The sequence below is a fragment of the Natrinema sp. CRL1 genome (genome assembly GCF_059162405.1).
On sequence record NZ_JBLVOY010000001.1, the window covers coordinates 1,011,784 to 1,027,121 of the forward strand.

Below are 15,338 nucleotides of genomic sequence, written 5' to 3' on the forward strand. Positions count from 1 at the left end.
TCAGGTGTTATCGCAGTTCATCGAGGATCGGTCGGAATTTTAGCTCTACCTCCGCCCACTCTTCGTCGGGGTCGCTATCAGCGACGATCCCGTTGCCGGCAAAGAGCGTCACCGTCCCGTCGGCCGCGACGCCCGAGCGGAGCGCAACCGCGAACTCGCCGTCGCCATCGGCGTCGAACCAGCCGACGGGCGCGGCGTACCAGCCCCGCTCGAAGGGTTCGGTCTCGCGGATCGTCTCCCACGCCGCGTCCGGCGGCACGCCGCCCACCGCGGGGGTCGGGTGCAACGCTTCGACGAGTTCGAGGACGTGGCGGTCCCCCTCGAGTCTCGCTTCGATCGGCGTCCGGAGGTGCTGAATCGTCGCCAGCCGGCGGATCGTCTGCTCGCGGACGGTAAGCTCGCGCGCAAGGGGCTCGAGTTGGTCGGTGATCGCCTCGGCGACGAGTCCGTGTTCGTGCTGGAACTTCGCGTCGGCGCGCATCCGCTCGACGTGTTCTTCGTCTTCGTCCGGCGTCTCGCCGCGGGGGACCGAGCCGGCGAGTGCCTCCGTCTCGACGCGGTCGCCGCGTTTCGAAACCAGCCGTTCGGGCGGCGCGCCGAAGAACGTCCCGCCGACCCCGTAGCCGACCAAAAATCGGTAGCAGTTCGGGTACCGGCGGCGCAGTCGCTCGACCGTTGCAGGCACGTCGATCGGCCCCTCGAGTTCGACGGCAAGCGCTTGTGCGAGGACGACTTTCGTCAGCGTTCCGTCAGCGATTCGCTCGAGGGCGGCTTCGACCTGTGCGGTCCAGTCGGCCTGCGAGGTCGTCCGGCGGGTGGCGGCGACGCCGGGCGTCGAGCCGGTCGGTCGCATCGCCGGTAGCTCCTGTACGCGCTCGTGCCAGCGCTCGAGTCGATCGTCGACCTCGTCGGCTCCGGTTCCGACGGCGGTCAGCCACGTGCCGTCGTCGGTTCGGGTGACCAGTATCCGCGGGACGACGAAGGAGGCCGCGTCGAACCCGGTCCACGGCGGGTCCGGCTCGTGGCCGTCGTGAAAGGAGACGCCACCGACTGCTCGCGGCCGAGCCGCTTCGGGGCCGTCGTGTGCGAGCCCGTCGAACGCGCGGCTCGCCTGCGTGTGAATTCGATCGAATCGGTCGGGACCGGCGGCGGTAAACCGCGCGGCGACGCCCCGACCGACGAGTTCGAGACCGTCGGGCGTGGCCCACTGGACGCGCGACTCGGCGCTGCCGTCGAGTATCGCGCTGAAAGAGACGTCCTCGAGTTCGCGGCTCCGGCTCACGAGGCCGTCAGCCGCTGCAGTCGAAGCCGTCTCACCCGCCAGTCGACCATCGCCCGACGATCGATCCATCGACCACAGGTCAGGACCGCCTCGCCTTCAGCCTAACTATTCGGTGGCTGACCGAGAGTGTCACGCTAACTGTACCGCTCTTCCTGCCACGGATCCGCGGTCTGAGAGTAGCCCCGCCGCTCCCAGTAGCCCCGCTGGGGCTCGGTGAGGAACTCGACGCCGTCGACCCACTTCGCGCCCTTGTAGGCGTATCGGTGGGGCGTGACCACCCGGAGCGGGCCGCCGTGATCGTCCGGGAGCGGTTCGCCGTCGAAGTCCCACGCGAACAGGACCTCATCGCGCATGCAGTCCTCGAGAGGGAGATCCGTCGTGTAGTCGTCCATCGCGGAGAACATGACGTGGACCGCGTCATCGTGGACGCCGGCTCGCTCGGCGAGTTCGGGGAACGCCACGCCAGTGAACGCACAGTCGAACTTGCTCCAGCCGGTCACGCAGTGAAAATCCTGTCGCTGGGTGACACTCGGCAGGTCCCGGAACTCGTCCCACGAGAAGGAGAGTTCCTCGTCGACTGCGCCGGTGACGGTGAACTCCCACGTTTCGGGGCCCCAGTTCGGCGTCCCGCTCTTCGAGAGGACGGGAAACGCGGACGTCTCGCGCTGTCCGGGCGGTAGTCGCTCGTCGCCGAACTCCTGATAGAGGTCCGTAACGTCCGTCGTGTCCATGTGCGTTCGTACGTCCCGACGGACGTAGGTGTGACGCATCGGCGACATTCCCTATCGGTCTCAGCAGCCGGTCACGCCTCTTGGCGGGATGTCCGCGGATTCGATCCCCGCGGAAAGCGCGCCGATTCCGCCTCGCGATCCGAACTGGTGTGAGCTCGGACAGCCACTCTTCGACTAACCTCGAATTGGCACGACGGGAGTGGGGTTCGAAACTGATCGAAACGGTCCCTCGGCCGGGACTACTCGAGGGTTTCTCGCGAAACCCTCGCCATCACTTAGTACAATCTCGCCGAGAGAAATCACTGCATGGCGAGCAAACAACAGCTAACGGAACGAGAGATGTCCGGACAGGCAGCGGAAGAAGTCGGTGAACAGGCGATGGGGCCTGCGTTCGTCGCGTCGGCCGCATCGGTCGGCCTTTCGTTATACTACTTTTTCTTCCGCGGAGAGCGCCAGCTGGGCGCGTTCATCGGTCTCTGGCCACCGACCATCCTCGCGTTCGCGAGTTACTTCAACCAGCGCAAGATGCGCCAGCAGCTCAACACGCTGACCCAGCCCGGTACGAAGCTGAAGGACGCGTTCGACTCGATGATGGGCAACCGTTAAGTCGAGCCCCGCCGCCGCTTTCTCGCCTCTCGCCGTCGGTTCCCGCGACGACTTCGGCCGCCACTCGAGCGGTCGCTCCGCTCGACGAACTGAAACCCTCCGTTTCGCCCGCTGTTGGTTCCCCGTCAAACCTAAATACCCCCTCGCCGAAAGCCGAATCAGATGCCGAAAGTAGAGATCACCATACCGGAGCACCTCGAGATGCAGATCGCCCAGATGGTCGAACGCGGCGAGTTCGTCAACCGCGAGGAGGCGATCGAGGACCTCCTTTCGACGGGCATCAAGGCCTACAAGACCAGTGGACCCTCCGACGAAGAGGAGGGAGCAGGAACCGGCGGGACCGGCTTCGAAGACGACGGCATGATGGGCCACGACGACGAGTACGTCTTCTAGCTTAGATCCCGACCGCGAGCAACGGAATTCCGAACGCGATCGCCGCGCCGACCAGCGCGACGACCGACCCGATCAGGACGGCCCGCGACGAGTAGTCGCTCATCGGTGCGGTCGTTCGCTCGGCGTCGAGATCGTGCCCGACGTCGGCTCCCGTGTCGTCACCCTCGGGGGTTTCGGTGTCGTCTGTCATACGTGCTCGTTCTCGGTTCGATCACTTAAGAACACCTACACGGATCGTCGACTCGCGTCCCGACGCCGGGTTGTCTCGGCTCGCAAACACGATCCAGACCCCTTTACTACCCCCAGTGCGAACTGTGCCGTAGTTACCACATGGTATTGACCAAGCGAGTCATCCCGTGTATCGACGTGGATCTCGACGAGGACGGGAACCCGGCAGTCTACACCGGCGTCAACTTCGAGGATCTGAAGTACACCGGCGATCCGGTCGAGATGGCCAAAGCCTACAACGAGTCCGGCGCGGACGAGTTCGTCTTTCTCGACATCACCGCCTCCGCGGAGGGCCGCGAGACGATGCTCGATGTCGTCGAGCGCGTCGCCGACGAGGTCTTCATCCCGCTGACGGTCGGCGGCGGCATCCGCACCACCGACGACATCAAGGAGACCCTGCGCGCCGGCGCGGACAAGGTCTCGATCACCACCGGGGCACTCGAGCGCCCCGAACTGATCAACGAGGGCGCGAAAGCCTTCGGCAACCAGTGTATCGTCATCAGCGTCGATGCCAGGCGGCGCTTCGACGAGCAGGGCGAACACTACGTCGAAATTGACGGTGAATCCTGCTGGTTCGAGTGTACGAAAAAGGGCGGCCGCGAGGGGACCGGGATCGACGTCCTCGAGTGGGCCCAGGAAGCCGAGTCCCGCGGGGCGGGCGAACTCTTCGTCAACTCGATCGACAAGGACGGCACCAAGGACGGCTACGACCTCCCCCTGACGGAGGCCGTCTGCGATGCCGTCGACACCCCGGTCATCGCTTCCTCGGGCTGTGGCGGCCCCGAGGACATGTACGACGTGTTCACCGACGCCGGTGCCGACGCCGGCCTCGCGGCCTCGATTTTCCACTTCGACGAGTACTCCATCGAGGAGACGAAAGAGTACCTCGACGAACAGGGCGTTCCCGTCCGCCGCTGAAACCCCCGAACTGACTCACCCGATAGCAGTCGTTCGCTTTTCAATGGCTCTCGAGACGCTGATCAACGGCCCGACCTCGAGTCTGACAGACATTCAATACGCTTATTTCGTCACGGTCCTGCGTTTCGAGCAGTGAAATGGCGGTGTACGTGGTGTGGGAAGCCACACGCGGCGAACGAACCTCCCTGCGATAATTGTGGGCACAACACCTTCGAAGCGGCGGTCGTCCGCGCGGACGGCGAGAGCGAAAGCGGGGGCGAGCCCGGAGCCGAGAACAGCGTCGAGGCCGGCGGCTCCGAACCGATCCCGTCCGGAACCGTCGAAACGGGCCCCGAGTACGTCTGGGCCTGTACCAACTGCGGCCGGGAACACGTCCGGAACACCCCACCCTGTTCTCGCTGTGGCAACCCCGACCTCGAGCGGGTCGAGCAGACCTACGAGGGGCTGGAACGCGATCTGGACACGCCGAGTTGGTTCGAGGTCGCAAAGCCGTACCTGCCGATTTTCGTCGGCATCGGCGTGATCATCGCGCTGTTTGCGACGGGGATCGTTTCGCCGACGATCCTGCCGGGGATCGGCCCGCCCGACGTGCCAGGGGAGGGCTCCGAGGCCTCCGGGTTGGATCTCGAGGCCGTAGACCGAGCGGTCCACGACCGGCTCGAGGACGAACGAGAGCCTGCGGACCGGCGGACCTACGACGACGGACTGGCGGCCTACGCGGAGTCCGAGAACCGCAGGCTCGTCGTGCGTGAATTCGGGGATAGAGAGCCGGATCCGGCAAACCCCGACGAGTTCGATCACGACTGCGAGGCCCCGGTACAAAGCGCACCGGCAGTTATCACGGACGTCTCGATTGACGACTACGCAGACGAGTCGGGACTCGCCGCGGACATCGCTTCGGCGTTGCTCTCGCAGTACGGCGACGATATGCGGACCGGGTTCGACGCCGAAGGTGTCGACGTTCACGTCGCGCCGAACGGGAATATCTACGTCTTCTACGCTGCGTGCTAACTCATACCGGTCGACTGACGCATTATTTCAGCGTTGCAATTCAGCGAGGGATATTATCTTACGATCTCTCCGCCGGCTGTGAGTCGAATCGAACGACGAGAGAGAACAGAAGAACGATCGAGAGCGTTGCAATCGAGCGACGGCCCACTCGGCGTCTTATGCGGCCGCTTCGAACGCGTCTCGGAAGGAGTTGGCCTTCTCGCGGACCGCGACGGCGGCTTCCTCGAGACACTCGAGGGGGTCCGCCCCGCCCTCGGTCTTGATCGTCAGGATCGGCTCGGTCTGGCCGCCCGACTGTTCGGGGTTGACGTCGTAGGTCGCTGCGCTCACGTCGTCGTGCTCGAGCAGCGCGCCCTTGAGCACGTTCATGAATGTGTGATCCTCGCCGGCGATTTCGATCGAGAGTTCGTCCTCGGTGCTCTCGGTGACCCGCAGTTCCATGTCACGGAGTCCGTTCGTCGGCTGCTTGTACCTTTCGAAGCCGCCGCTCGAGGACCGTGTGCGAAGGCAAATCACTATACGCCGCCGTTCGAACCACGGGATATGCTCTCGCTTGCGGCCCTGCTGACGGTCGTCATCGCCGTAGTGCTGGTGGGGTCGATCGCGGTCGTCAGGCGAGTCCACCGGCCGGCGCGGCGCTGGCGCGACGTCCTCGAGTCGCGGCTCGTGTACGGGATCCCGTGGGGGTCGCTGATCGTGATCGCGTTCGTGGTCTGTGTCTACCTATTCGTTCAAGACGGGATCACGGACGTGTCCGATCCGGTGACGATCCCCTACCGCACGTGGTCGTACTTCTACCCGCTCGGGATGGCAACGGCGTCGTTTTCCCACGCCGGACTGGGTCACCTCCTCGGAAATCTGGCCGGCACAGTCGTCGTCGCTCCGCTCGTCGAGTTCACGTGGGGTCACTATCCCGACGACCGGGACCCGGAGCGAGCCGGCTCGTGGCGGACGAATCCGCGGCTGCGGGCGTTCGTGCTCTTTCCACTGGCCGTCGTCGCCGTCGGGCTGGCGACGAGTCTCTTCTCGCTCGGCCCCGTGATCGGCTTCTCGGGCGTCGTCTTCGCGTTCGCCGGCTTCGCCGTCGTCCACTACCCGATCGTCACGATCGTCGGCACGCTCGGCGTCCAGAGCGTGATTCTACGCCTCTATTACGCGCTTCAGGAGCCGATCAGCGTCTACACCGCACAGCCGAGTCCACCGTCTGCGCCCTCGTGGGCCGGCATCGCCATTCAGGGCCACGCGCTCGGGCTCTTCGTCGGCTTCGTCCTTGGCATCGCGCTCCTCGAGCGCCGGGGCACCCGTCCGAACCCGCTTCGACTGTGGCTCGCCGTCCTCCTGTTAGGCTTCTCGAAGCGGCTGTGGGCGATCTACTGGTTCGGCGGCGAGAACACGTACATCCTCTTTCAGGGCCCCGGCGTCGCCGTCGTCTCGATACTCGCGCTGGTGGTCACGCTCTCGATAACCGCCTCCGAGAAACCGCTCGTCCCGGCTCGACTCGAGCGGGTGTTCGCCGGCTCGACGCGCTCGGGTCCGCGGTCGAACGGGGGGCGGTCGTCACTCGAGCGATCGTTCGAACTCGCCGGCGATCCCGCCGATAGAGCCGTCCGCGTTCGACTCGCACGCGTTCGCGAACTCGCCTCGGGGGCGCGAACGCGAGCCGCCGAAGCCGCCGACTCGAGCGCGCTGTCGGACATCACACGCAAACAGGCTGCGTTTCTCGCGGTCGTGGCCGTCCTCGCGGTCGTCGCCGGGATGGCGGTTCCCGCCAATTTCCTCGTCGTCGACGACGCCAGCGCGTCCTCGGAATCCGCCGTCCAGATCGAGGACTACACCGTCGAGTACGTCGAGGGCGTTCCGAACGGCCTCGTCTCGGGAATCGGCATCGAAGCCCTCGAGAGCGACGAAGGGCTCGAGTCGAGCGGGGTGATCGTCGCGAGCGAGCAACGCAACATCTGGCTCGAGGCGGTCAGCGCCCAACGACTGTCCTTTACCGGCGAGGAGACGGTCGCCGTCGGCGGCCCCGGCTGGCGCGAGACGGTCTACGTCGAGCGCACCGGCTGGGAACCCGTCGGCAACGAGACCGTCTATCAGGTCTGGCTGTGGCAGGACGGCGGCGACAGACAGCTCGCACACGAATCAAACGAGTCGCGGGCCGAAGCCCGCATCGCCGGCCGAAACGTGACGGTCGACTCCGCCGACGGCGAGTTCGTCCTCGAGGTCGACTCGAGTGAAACCGCCGTCGCGACGACGCCGATTCCGGCGGCGAACGAAACGGCGACTGCGGGTGGGCTCACCTTCGAACGCAGCAACGAGACGGTCTACGCGGCCGCCGACGGAACGCGGGTCGCGGTCGCGAGCGAGGAGACGTACGATGCGGTCGGCTGAGAATCGGTGATGGCGCGATCGATCGCATCGTTCCCTCGAATCACGCCCACTCGATCCGGAAGACCTCGGCCTCGAGCGTCGCTTGGGCCTCGGTGTGGAACTCGAATCGCTTCGCGATTGGAAACTCGGCTCGGAACGCGTGGGTCACGTCGCCGCCCGCGTCGGTGGCGAAGGACTCGACGAACTCCTGGCTTCCCTCGTTGTGGATCGTGTACGAGACGGATGCGATTTTGCTGGTCGTCTCGAGGAAGTCCCGATCGGCGTGGCGATTCCCCCGTTGGGCACCGAAGGGCGGGTTCGAGAGGACGGTCGCGTCGGTCGTCGAAAACGGGTGCCGCGTGACGTCTCCGCGGAGCCACTCGATCGCGGGTTCGCGACCACTCTCTGCGGTTACTTTCCGTTCGTTCCGGCGAGCCAACGCGAGCGCGTCCGAGTCCACGTCGATCCCCGCAACTCGCTCGGCACCGGCGAGCGACGCCGCGATCGCGAGCATCCCGGTTCCGGTTCCCAGGTCGATGACCCGTCGCTCGAGGTCGTCTTGCAACCCGGCCAGATGACAGAGGTGTGCGGCGAGTTCCGCCGGCGTCAGGTACTGCTCCAAGTCGGCGCTGGGATCGGCAAAGTCGGCGACCGACTCGAGGCGGCGAGCGAGCGTGCGCCGATCGAGACCGGCCATCTCACGCGTCGACGGCGATCGGTCCCTCGATTTCGAACGCGAGGCCCTCGCGGTCGGCCCGTTCGGCACAGGCCACCAGCGCGGGGCGGACCTTTTCGGGGTCAGCAACGTCGCCGACGGTGACGATGACCGTCCCGACGCCGAGAAACGAACCGGCGCGCACGTAACCGCGGATGCGGTCCACTTCCTCCTGCGTAGCCAGCGAGCAGTCCTCGTCGAAACACGCCTCGACGGTCAGTTCGGCGGGGACCAGCCCCTCCGCGGTCAGTTCGCCCTTGAAATCGCGCAGGTACTCCGGCGACGTGGACTCGAGCGCGTCGGCCTCGAGGGTGACGGGAGTGGCGTCTGCGGGCTGACAGCGGTCGATCGCGCGGGCGTGGGATAACGTCGTACTCATTGTCGGACCATACATGGCTTGCATACAAAAAGATTGTTGAATACGCAGTAGTAATACACTCGAGCCGATGCGACGGCGCGTGTGGAGCGCTTTGGCCGCCGGTGGGAAACCTGCCGGTTTCGAGATAGTTTCGAATAGAGTTAAGGACGGCCCGGGAAAGTTACAGGTATGGACGAGTGTCCACGGTGTGGGGGGGCCATCGAAGAACTCTCGCTCGGCGACGTGTCGACGGTGACGTGTTCCCGGTGTGGGTACGCCGACGTGCCCGTCGAACACCTGCCCGCCGGTGAGGAACCGGAGTCGTGGCGAGACGCCTTCAACCGCTTTTACAAGGATTGACATCCTCCCCGTCGTGAAGGGCGAGGATTCCTTCGTGGGACAGCACGCCGTTCGTGTGTCCCCGAAGGCACCCTGACCGAGACCATCGGGGGTCTCGGCTGTGGTTTGTGAGTAGTGCGTCGGGCCTCGCAAGGAGGCGTGGTGTGCTTGGGTATCCGCTTGCACCTCACAGGCCGTGCCATCGACCCGACTCAACCACGGTGGTTGGTAGAACATCCGACGCAGGGTTGCTTTTTGATAGTGGAGACCCCAATCCAACTCCAATTTTCGTCTGATGTGCTTACTCTACGACATCCTGTCAATTATTATAAAATTCGTGGTTTGCGTCCCTATTGTGGGATTCATCCCCGCGCTAAAGCACGGGGCTTTCTCCTTGACTTTCCGTAAGTCGACGGTCCGCGACTCGCAGTCAGTTCGGGTCGATCAGTGATCCGAGTCGTCACTCTGCGAGACGCGAGTGCAAAAGAACGAATTCCGACCGGCCAACGAGTTACTCGTTTGCGGCCGCCGCTTCGGCTTCCTCGTCGTCGCCGTCGTGGTCGATGTCCTCGTCGGACCGGGCCGCGACGAGGCCACCGCGTGCCACGCTGTATAGCGGTTCGTTCGCGTGTGTCACGCCGCTGATCGAGAACGGAATATTCGCGTCCTCGAGGTGGTCCTTGAACAGGGCCTCGAAGCCGCTGGGGCTCGAGGTCCCGCCGGTGACGACGACGGGAACGTCGAGTCCTTCCTCGACGTCTTCCTCGTCGACTTCCGTGACGATGTTCTCGATGACGTAGTCGAGCAGGTTCTCGTAGTAGATCGAGAGCGCGCCCTCGACGCCGCCGACGTCGGTCGTGAAGTCGAGTTCGAAGTCGTCTTCCTTGATCGAGGTGACCTTGTCGACGGGGGTACCCGTCGCGCGGGCGGCCTGTTCGTCGACCCAGTCGCCACCGCGGGCCACCGAGAACTTCATGACGGGGACCGCGTAGTAGGAGAGACAGACGTTCGTCATCCCGGCACCGAACGAGATACCGAGTCCGGTGAAGTTGTTGTCCGCGAGCTCGCTGTAGATGACGGACATCCCCTCGTTGATCGGTTCGGAGTCGTAGCCCATGTCGTCGAGGAACGACTCGATCGTCTTCTGGTGGTACAGCGTCGAGAGATCCGAGTCGATCGGATCAGCCGGGGACGAGAAATAGAGCTTCTCGTCGGGATAGGCGGGCTCGCCGACGACCTGCTCGATGATGAGTTTCATCATCGGGATCGCGCTCTGCTCGTCGTTCGAGAGGATCCCGTGTTTCATCGGCCGGCGGGTCTCCTTGTTGAAGATATTCGCGAAGTTCAGGGCGTCGTCGCCGACGACGTAGACCTTATCGTCCTTGCGAATGTGGAGCACTTCGCTTCGCGAGAGCATCTGCTCGGCCATATCCGAGTACTCGATCTCGACGAATGAGTTACGCTGTTGCACGAAAACCGTGTCGTTCCCATCCTGTTGTGCTGACAGGATGTTCATCGTACCGACGTCCAGGCCTTTGGCCATGTGTGGGCAAGGCCGCCGACGGATTATAAATCTATGTGCGTCACATTCGGATCTGATACTACGTTATAACAGAATATTTCTTTCCGCGTCGGCGATTAATTACGCTTTAGGATGTTTCGGAACCGGTCGAGGAGGGACGCCACGGGTTTCCGCACGGTATCGACAGCGCCACCGTCGTCGTCGGCCGTCGCCAACTCCTCTGCACGCTGCTGTTCGCGGAGTTCTTTGAGCTTGGCCGTCTGATCGTCGACCGTCGATTTCGAGGTCGTCTCTTTCGTCTCGCCGCCTTTCAGCCCCTTGAGGCCGCTGACCTGTGCGTCGACCCCCGACGAGCGGGTGGTCGTGGTTCCAGCGTCGGTATCGATACTGACATCGTCGAGGTCATTGCTCGAGAAGTTCAGCCGTTTGTGCTCGGTCTTCTCGACACCGCCCCACGAGAGTTCGACGCCGTCCATCGCGTCGTCGATGTCCTGTTGGATTTCCTCGTCGGTGAGTTCGGGGTCGTCGTCCGCGTCGGCCGCCTCGGTCGCGACGACCTCGGCCTGTTGGGCCATGTCGAGGTAGTGAGCGATGAGCGCAGCGCCGGTCGAGGCGGTGATTGCGGCGAGCCCGACGGCGTAGGTCGCGATGACTTCGACGGTGTAGTCGGCGCCGTAACCGTTCCAGTTGTCCGGATAGGCGACGAGAAATCCGACGACCGCGCCGATCGTGACGGCGACGCCGGCGATCGACGTGTACAGCATCCGCCGCTCCGAGGGCAAGAGCACGACGATGCCGAGCATCGTCACCGGAAGCGCCGTCATCGCGAGCGCGTACGCGGGACCGACCCACGCGAAGTAGCCGCCGGATCGCGCCTCGAACGTATTGCCCCACAGAAAGAGCACGAGCCCGATGATTGCCAGTCCGATCCCGCCGAGAAAGAGTCCGAACCCGACGTAGACGTCGGTCCGGTCCTCGGGTTCACCGATGTATCGGCGATAGAGGTCGAAGAGATAGCCGTCTGCGGCCTGTTCCGCTGCCATTAGCCCCCCGTTTACACTCCAGTACTATGACTGTTGGGTCGAGAAAGGAACCGGCACCGACCGTCGTGGCCGGCGTACCCGAATCCGGTCGTGATCGGTCACGATCAGTCGCGGAGTGGTGCCTCGAGCCCGTCATCCTGTTTCGAGCCCGCCAATGACCCTGCCTGTCGCCCCACGAAATTGCCGGACACTCGCTGACTGCGGACACGAACCTGCCGGAACGACGGCGAATTCGTGCGTCTCGAGACAGCGTGCAGTATATACGTCCGTGGTCGTTAGAACGGTCAATGAGTCAGGAGTCGGAGTACACCGAGGGGGACCTCCGGAACACCGGAATGCAGCTCAAGCACGACCGTGAGTGGGACTACGAACTCGAGCAGATCGTCGAAGCCATCGAGGAGCGAGACGCCAAGAAGGTCGGCCTGCAGTTCCCGGAGGGACTGAAACGGCGCGGCCCGGCCGTCGCCGACGACCTCCGCGAACTGTCGGACGACGACGTGACGTTCATGCTCTCGGGCCAGCCCTGCTATGGGGCGTGTGACCTCGATACCTATCTGATGAAACGCACCGACGTGTTCGTTCACTTCGGCCACTCCCCGATGAAGGACACGGACAAGGTGATCTACGTCCCGCTGTTCTCGAACGTCGAAGTCACGCCGATCATGGAAGAATCTCTCGAGACCCTCGAGCCGCCCGAAGAGACCGAGGGCGTCGGGCTGGTCACGACGGCCCAGCACATGAACCGCTACGACGAGATGCGGGAATTCCTCGAGGAACGGGGCTACGAGGTCCACAGCCGCCGCGGCGACGACCGACTGACCCACGAGGGGCAGGTGCTTGGCTGCAACTACGCGAGCGCGGACGTGCCCGCGGACCAGGTTCTCTACGTCGGCGGCGGCAAGTTCCACCCGCTCGGGCTGGCGATGGAACACCCGGACAAACACGTCGTCATCGCCGACCCCGTTAACAACGTCGTCACCGTAGCGGATACGGAGAAGTTCATGAAACAGCGCTACGGCGCGGTCCACCGGGCGATGGACGCCGAGAAGTGGGGTGTCATCTTCTGTACCAAAATCGGCCAGGGTCGCTGGGAGCAAGCCCAAGAGATCCTCGCGGACAACGACGACGCCTACCTCATCACCATGGACGAGGTCACCCCCGATCGCCTCCGGAACTTCGACATGGACGCGTTCGTCAACACCGGCTGTCCGCGGATCACGACCGACGACGGACCGCAGTTCCACAAACCGATGCTGACCCCCGGCGAGTACGAGATCGCGGTCGGCAACAAGCCGCTCGACGAACTCTCCTTCGACACGTTCCACGGTACCTGGTAGCGGGCTCTACAGAACACGCGCTGGATTCACGTTTCTCTCGTCGGCTTCGTTACAGCACGAACGACTCCCTCCGATCGGGTATTTTCGGCTCCGACTGTCTATTCGGAACACGTATCGGAGTTGTATGCTACGTTCATCGAAAAAATAATATTTATCGTTGAATATCTTCCTAAAGAAGGATAATACGTTACTGAATCCAAAGTGGTTTGGAGCAGTTCTTTTGCACGCTAGTCCCCGACGAGTAGTCGATGAGTAACTCATATCCGAGCGGATCCGCGGCCGCCCCCCGTGACGATTACTTCGCCGCCCTCGCCGACGCCCGCCGCCGAACGGTCCTCCGTCTCGTCTGCGACCGATCACCGCAGGGAATCGAGAAAGCCGATCTTGCGTTCCACCTCGCGGCGGTAACCTCGGATAAACGGCTCGCGTCGGTCACCGACGACGACCACCAGCGAGCGCTCGTCGACCTCCATCACCGACTGCTCCCCCGCCTGACGGACGCGGGCCTTCTCGAGGAGACCGACGACGAACTGATCCGGACTGCCGACGATCCCGCCTTCGACGGGCTCGATCTCGAGGCCGCCGTTTCGAGCTGCCGAGCCGACGACGAGGCCGAACTCGATGCCGTCTTCGCGGCGCTCGCCGACGATCGTCGGCGAACCGTTCTCGCCGTCCTCAGCGATCAATATCATCCGATCGCAACCGAGACGCTCGCCCGCGATGTCGCGGCCCGCGAAGCCGACGTGTCCCAGCGCGAGGTGTCACAGGAACGTGTCGACGATGTCCAGGTCTCGCTCGTTCACGTGCACCTACCGCAGTTGTGCGAGGCCACGCTCGTCGGCTACGACGAGGTCGACGAAACGAAACGCGTCTCCTACGAGGGGCACCCGGCCGTCCGCGCCGAATGGATCCAGCCCGCCGACAGCGCGCCGGCGACGACCGGCGGTACTGGCACCGGTAGCGCTGCCGCTGTCGACGCGCCCGCGAACGGCACGGCGGAGACGGACGTCCGCACCCTCGAGGGTCGGGACACGATCATCGCGACCGGCCAGTCCCTCTGTGAGCGCGCGGAGGACGAACTCTTCTTGATGTTCACGACGACGGGGCTGCTCGAGGAGGGGTGTTTCCGCCGGATCGAAGACGCGGTCGACCGGGGCGTCGACGTGTATCTCGGCTCGCGCGACCCGCGTGTGCGAGAACTCGTCGGCGAGCGCGTGCCCGAAGTCGTCCTCTGGGAGCCCCAACTCGACTGGCTCAACCTGCCGCCCGAGGGCGAGTCGGTCGGTCGGCTGGTGTTTGCCGACCGCGAGGCGATCATGCTCGGGACCCTTGGTCAGCCGCTGGCGGACGACGGCGAGTACGCCGAAACCGCAATCCTGGGCGAGGGAACCCACAACGGACTCGTCGTCCTCATGCGTCAGATGCTCGGCTCCCGCCTCGACGACCTCGACGCACGCAGCACGGACCGCCGGTCGCAGCTTCCGCTGTAATATCGTGATCAGAAGCCCGCGCACAGCTCTGTCCGCTCTTCTCTCGCACTGAGTTCGTTTCGCGACACTGTCGGCACGTCGATCCGTCAGCGGAGACGACAACATTTACCCAGTCGGTCCTCGCACCCTCGAGTATGACCCAAAGCGACTGGGGAGACTGGCTCGTTCGCGACGTGGAAGACGCGGAACCCGACGGCGTCGCGATCTGGTACCTCGGCTGTAACGGCTTTATCCTCAAAGGCCGCGAGGGAACGACGATCTTCATCGACCCATACGTCGGGCTGGGGAGCCCGCCGCGGACGATCCGCATGATCCCCGTTCCGTTCGATCCGGACGATGTCGAGGCGGCCGACGCCGTCTTCGCGACCCACGAGCACACCGACCACGTCGACGGGCCGAGTCAGGCACCCATCCTCGCGAATACGGGCGCGACCTTCTACGCGCCCGACGACAGCCTCGCGGTCGCCCGCGAGGCGGAAAACTGGACCGAGGAGTGGGACGTCGCCGACGATCAGCTGACGGAAGTGGCCGAAGGCGAGACGCACGAAGTCGGCGAGTTCACGGTTCATATCGAGACGGCGAACGACCCCGACGCGACCCATCCCGTGAGTTACGTGATCGAACACGACGCCGGGACCTTCTTCCACGGCGGCGACACGAAGCCAAGCGACGAGTTCGAGCGGATCGGCGACGAGTACGAGATCGATCTCGCGGCGCTTGCGTTCGGCACCGTCGGGCAGATCCCCGACAAACAGACCGGCGAACCGAAGCGAACCCGCTGGTACAACGACGAGAACCAGATCATCGAATGTGCCGCCGCCCTCGAGTGCGAGCGACTCCTGCCGAGCCACTGGGACATGTGGAAGGGACTCACCGCCGATCCGACGGCGCTTTCCCACCACGCGAACAGCTTCGAGTATCCGCGCCGACTCGAGATTCGCGAAATCGGCGATCGCGTCGACTTATAGGATCTGTCTACCGACGGATATGAGTCTGTC

The 15,338-nt window shown here is 64.2% G+C and carries 17 protein-coding genes; 9 read left to right on the top strand and 8 right to left on the bottom strand.

Features of this window, described 5'->3' with window-relative positions; all coding sequences use genetic code 11:
* Positions 1–7 precede the first annotated feature (7 nt).
* Together ACJYUO_RS05265 and ACJYUO_RS05270 are read right to left on the bottom strand one after the other, a co-directional pair.
* Positions 8–1,351: an isochorismate synthase gene (locus tag ACJYUO_RS05265; protein WP_494344334.1), complete on the bottom strand. Its 1,344-nt coding sequence runs from the start codon at positions 1,349–1,351 to the stop codon at positions 8–10.
* 65 nt (positions 1,352–1,416) lie between these two features.
* Positions 1,417–2,052 carry a sulfite oxidase-like oxidoreductase gene (locus ACJYUO_RS05270; protein ID WP_494344335.1) on the bottom strand — a complete coding sequence of 212 codons (636 nt, stop codon included), beginning with the start codon at positions 2,050–2,052 and terminating at the stop codon, positions 1,417–1,419.
* A gap of 267 nt (positions 2,053–2,319) precedes the next feature.
* Here ACJYUO_RS05270 and ACJYUO_RS05275 point away from each other — a divergent pair, with 267 nt between their 5' ends.
* Both ACJYUO_RS05275 and ACJYUO_RS05280 read left to right on the top strand, forming a co-directional pair.
* Positions 2,320–2,619 (top strand): hypothetical protein, encoded by a 300-nt coding sequence (locus ACJYUO_RS05275; protein WP_494344336.1) that lies wholly within the window; start codon positions 2,320–2,322, stop codon positions 2,617–2,619.
* 162 nt (positions 2,620–2,781) lie between these two features.
* Positions 2,782–3,012, top strand: a complete 231-nt coding sequence (locus tag ACJYUO_RS05280) for a ribbon-helix-helix domain-containing protein (protein WP_006180851.1) — start codon at positions 2,782–2,784, stop codon at positions 3,010–3,012.
* A gap of 1 nt (position 3,013) precedes the next feature.
* Here the strand turns inward: ACJYUO_RS05280 and ACJYUO_RS05285 are convergent, their stop codons facing one another.
* Positions 3,014–3,202, bottom strand: coding sequence for a DUF7550 family protein (locus tag ACJYUO_RS05285; RefSeq protein ID WP_494344337.1), 189 nt, complete (start codon positions 3,200–3,202; stop codon positions 3,014–3,016).
* Positions 3,203–3,342: 140 nt separating this feature from the next.
* On the opposite strand from ACJYUO_RS05285, the gene hisF reads away from it, so the two are divergent.
* On the top strand, positions 3,343–4,158 hold the full coding sequence (hisF, locus tag ACJYUO_RS05290) for an imidazole glycerol phosphate synthase subunit HisF (protein ID WP_494344338.1): 816 nt from the start codon (positions 3,343–3,345) through the stop codon (positions 4,156–4,158).
* Positions 4,159–4,290: 132 nt separating this feature from the next.
* On the top strand, positions 4,291–5,169 hold the full coding sequence (locus ACJYUO_RS05295) for a hypothetical protein (protein WP_494344339.1): 879 nt from the start codon (positions 4,291–4,293) through the stop codon (positions 5,167–5,169).
* A gap of 156 nt (positions 5,170–5,325) precedes the next feature.
* Here ACJYUO_RS05295 and ACJYUO_RS05300 read toward each other — a convergent pair whose 3' ends face one another.
* Positions 5,326–5,610: a DNA-directed RNA polymerase subunit L gene (locus tag ACJYUO_RS05300; protein WP_494344340.1), complete on the bottom strand. Its 285-nt coding sequence runs from the start codon at positions 5,608–5,610 to the stop codon at positions 5,326–5,328.
* Between the two features lie 102 nt (positions 5,611–5,712).
* On the opposite strand from ACJYUO_RS05300, the gene ACJYUO_RS05305 reads away from it, so the two are divergent.
* A complete protein-coding gene (locus ACJYUO_RS05305; protein WP_494344341.1) occupies positions 5,713–7,557 on the top strand; it encodes a rhomboid family intramembrane serine protease in 1,845 nt (614 codons plus the stop codon).
* A gap of 40 nt (positions 7,558–7,597) precedes the next feature.
* On the opposite strand, the gene ACJYUO_RS05310 is transcribed toward ACJYUO_RS05305, so the two are convergent.
* Together ACJYUO_RS05310 and ACJYUO_RS05315 are read right to left on the bottom strand one after the other, a co-directional pair.
* The gene (locus ACJYUO_RS05310) at positions 7,598–8,233 is read right to left on the bottom strand and encodes an METTL5 family protein (protein WP_494344342.1); all 636 of its coding nucleotides are present in this window, start codon (positions 8,231–8,233) and stop codon (positions 7,598–7,600) included.
* 1 nt (position 8,234) lies between these two features.
* Positions 8,235–8,630 carry a DUF7961 family protein gene (locus tag ACJYUO_RS05315; protein ID WP_494344343.1) on the bottom strand — a complete coding sequence of 132 codons (396 nt, stop codon included), beginning with the start codon at positions 8,628–8,630 and terminating at the stop codon, positions 8,235–8,237.
* 168 nt (positions 8,631–8,798) lie between these two features.
* On the opposite strand from ACJYUO_RS05315, the gene ACJYUO_RS05320 reads away from it, so the two are divergent.
* Positions 8,799–8,969, top strand: coding sequence for a zinc finger domain-containing protein (locus ACJYUO_RS05320; RefSeq protein WP_494344344.1), 171 nt, complete (start codon positions 8,799–8,801; stop codon positions 8,967–8,969).
* Between the two features lie 490 nt (positions 8,970–9,459).
* Here the strand turns inward: ACJYUO_RS05320 and ACJYUO_RS05325 are convergent, their stop codons facing one another.
* Together ACJYUO_RS05325 and ACJYUO_RS05330 are read right to left on the bottom strand one after the other, a co-directional pair.
* On the bottom strand, positions 9,460–10,491 hold the full coding sequence (locus ACJYUO_RS05325; RefSeq protein ID WP_494344345.1) for a disk-shape morphogenesis protein volactin: 1,032 nt from the start codon (positions 10,489–10,491) through the stop codon (positions 9,460–9,462).
* A 95-nt stretch (positions 10,492–10,586) separates the two neighbouring features.
* Positions 10,587–11,513: a cell division protein CdpA domain-containing protein gene (locus tag ACJYUO_RS05330; protein ID WP_494344346.1), complete on the bottom strand. Its 927-nt coding sequence runs from the start codon at positions 11,511–11,513 to the stop codon at positions 10,587–10,589.
* A gap of 287 nt (positions 11,514–11,800) precedes the next feature.
* Between ACJYUO_RS05330 and dph2 the strand changes: the two genes are divergently transcribed.
* From dph2 to ACJYUO_RS05345, 3 genes are all read left to right on the top strand, one after another.
* Positions 11,801–12,850, top strand: a complete 1,050-nt coding sequence (gene dph2 / locus ACJYUO_RS05335; RefSeq protein ID WP_494344347.1) for a diphthamide biosynthesis enzyme Dph2 — start codon at positions 11,801–11,803, stop codon at positions 12,848–12,850.
* Between the two features lie 248 nt (positions 12,851–13,098).
* Entirely contained in the window at positions 13,099–14,340 is a 1,242-nt protein-coding gene (locus tag ACJYUO_RS05340) for a DUF7344 domain-containing protein (RefSeq protein WP_494344348.1), read from the top strand.
* A 134-nt stretch (positions 14,341–14,474) separates the two neighbouring features.
* Complete coding sequence (locus ACJYUO_RS05345; RefSeq protein ID WP_494344349.1) at positions 14,475–15,308, top strand: MBL fold metallo-hydrolase; 834 nt, start codon at positions 14,475–14,477, stop codon at positions 15,306–15,308.
* The last annotated feature ends 30 nt before the right edge of the window (positions 15,309–15,338 follow it).

What these genes read in the sequence shown, in the direction of transcription:
- ACJYUO_RS05265 (WP_494344334.1), bottom strand. Translation starts at nt 1,351, where the DNA reads ATGGATCGATCGTCGGGCGATGGTCGACTGGCGGGTGAGACGGCTTCG.
- ACJYUO_RS05270 (WP_494344335.1), bottom strand. Translation starts at nt 2,052, where the DNA reads ATGCGTCACACCTACGTCCGTCGGGACGTACGAACGCACATGGACACG.
- ACJYUO_RS05275 (WP_494344336.1), top strand. Translation starts at nt 2,320, where the DNA reads ATGGCGAGCAAACAACAGCTAACGGAACGAGAGATGTCCGGACAGGCA.
- ACJYUO_RS05280 (WP_006180851.1), top strand. Translation starts at nt 2,782, where the DNA reads ATGCCGAAAGTAGAGATCACCATACCGGAGCACCTCGAGATGCAGATC.
- ACJYUO_RS05285 (WP_494344337.1), bottom strand. Translation starts at nt 3,202, where the DNA reads ATGACAGACGACACCGAAACCCCCGAGGGTGACGACACGGGAGCCGAC.
- hisF (WP_494344338.1), top strand. Translation starts at nt 3,343, where the DNA reads ATGGTATTGACCAAGCGAGTCATCCCGTGTATCGACGTGGATCTCGAC.
- ACJYUO_RS05300 (WP_494344340.1), bottom strand. Translation starts at nt 5,610, where the DNA reads ATGGAACTGCGGGTCACCGAGAGCACCGAGGACGAACTCTCGATCGAA.
- ACJYUO_RS05305 (WP_494344341.1), top strand. Translation starts at nt 5,713, where the DNA reads ATGCTCTCGCTTGCGGCCCTGCTGACGGTCGTCATCGCCGTAGTGCTG.
- ACJYUO_RS05310 (WP_494344342.1), bottom strand. Translation starts at nt 8,233, where the DNA reads ATGGCCGGTCTCGATCGGCGCACGCTCGCTCGCCGCCTCGAGTCGGTC.
- ACJYUO_RS05315 (WP_494344343.1), bottom strand. Translation starts at nt 8,630, where the DNA reads ATGAGTACGACGTTATCCCACGCCCGCGCGATCGACCGCTGTCAGCCC.
- ACJYUO_RS05320 (WP_494344344.1), top strand. Translation starts at nt 8,799, where the DNA reads ATGGACGAGTGTCCACGGTGTGGGGGGGCCATCGAAGAACTCTCGCTC.
- ACJYUO_RS05325 (WP_494344345.1), bottom strand. Translation starts at nt 10,491, where the DNA reads ATGGCCAAAGGCCTGGACGTCGGTACGATGAACATCCTGTCAGCACAA.
- ACJYUO_RS05330 (WP_494344346.1), bottom strand. Translation starts at nt 11,513, where the DNA reads ATGGCAGCGGAACAGGCCGCAGACGGCTATCTCTTCGACCTCTATCGC.
- dph2 (WP_494344347.1), top strand. Translation starts at nt 11,801, where the DNA reads ATGAGTCAGGAGTCGGAGTACACCGAGGGGGACCTCCGGAACACCGGA.
- ACJYUO_RS05340 (WP_494344348.1), top strand. Translation starts at nt 13,099, where the DNA reads ATGAGTAACTCATATCCGAGCGGATCCGCGGCCGCCCCCCGTGACGAT.
- ACJYUO_RS05345 (WP_494344349.1), top strand. Translation starts at nt 14,475, where the DNA reads ATGACCCAAAGCGACTGGGGAGACTGGCTCGTTCGCGACGTGGAAGAC.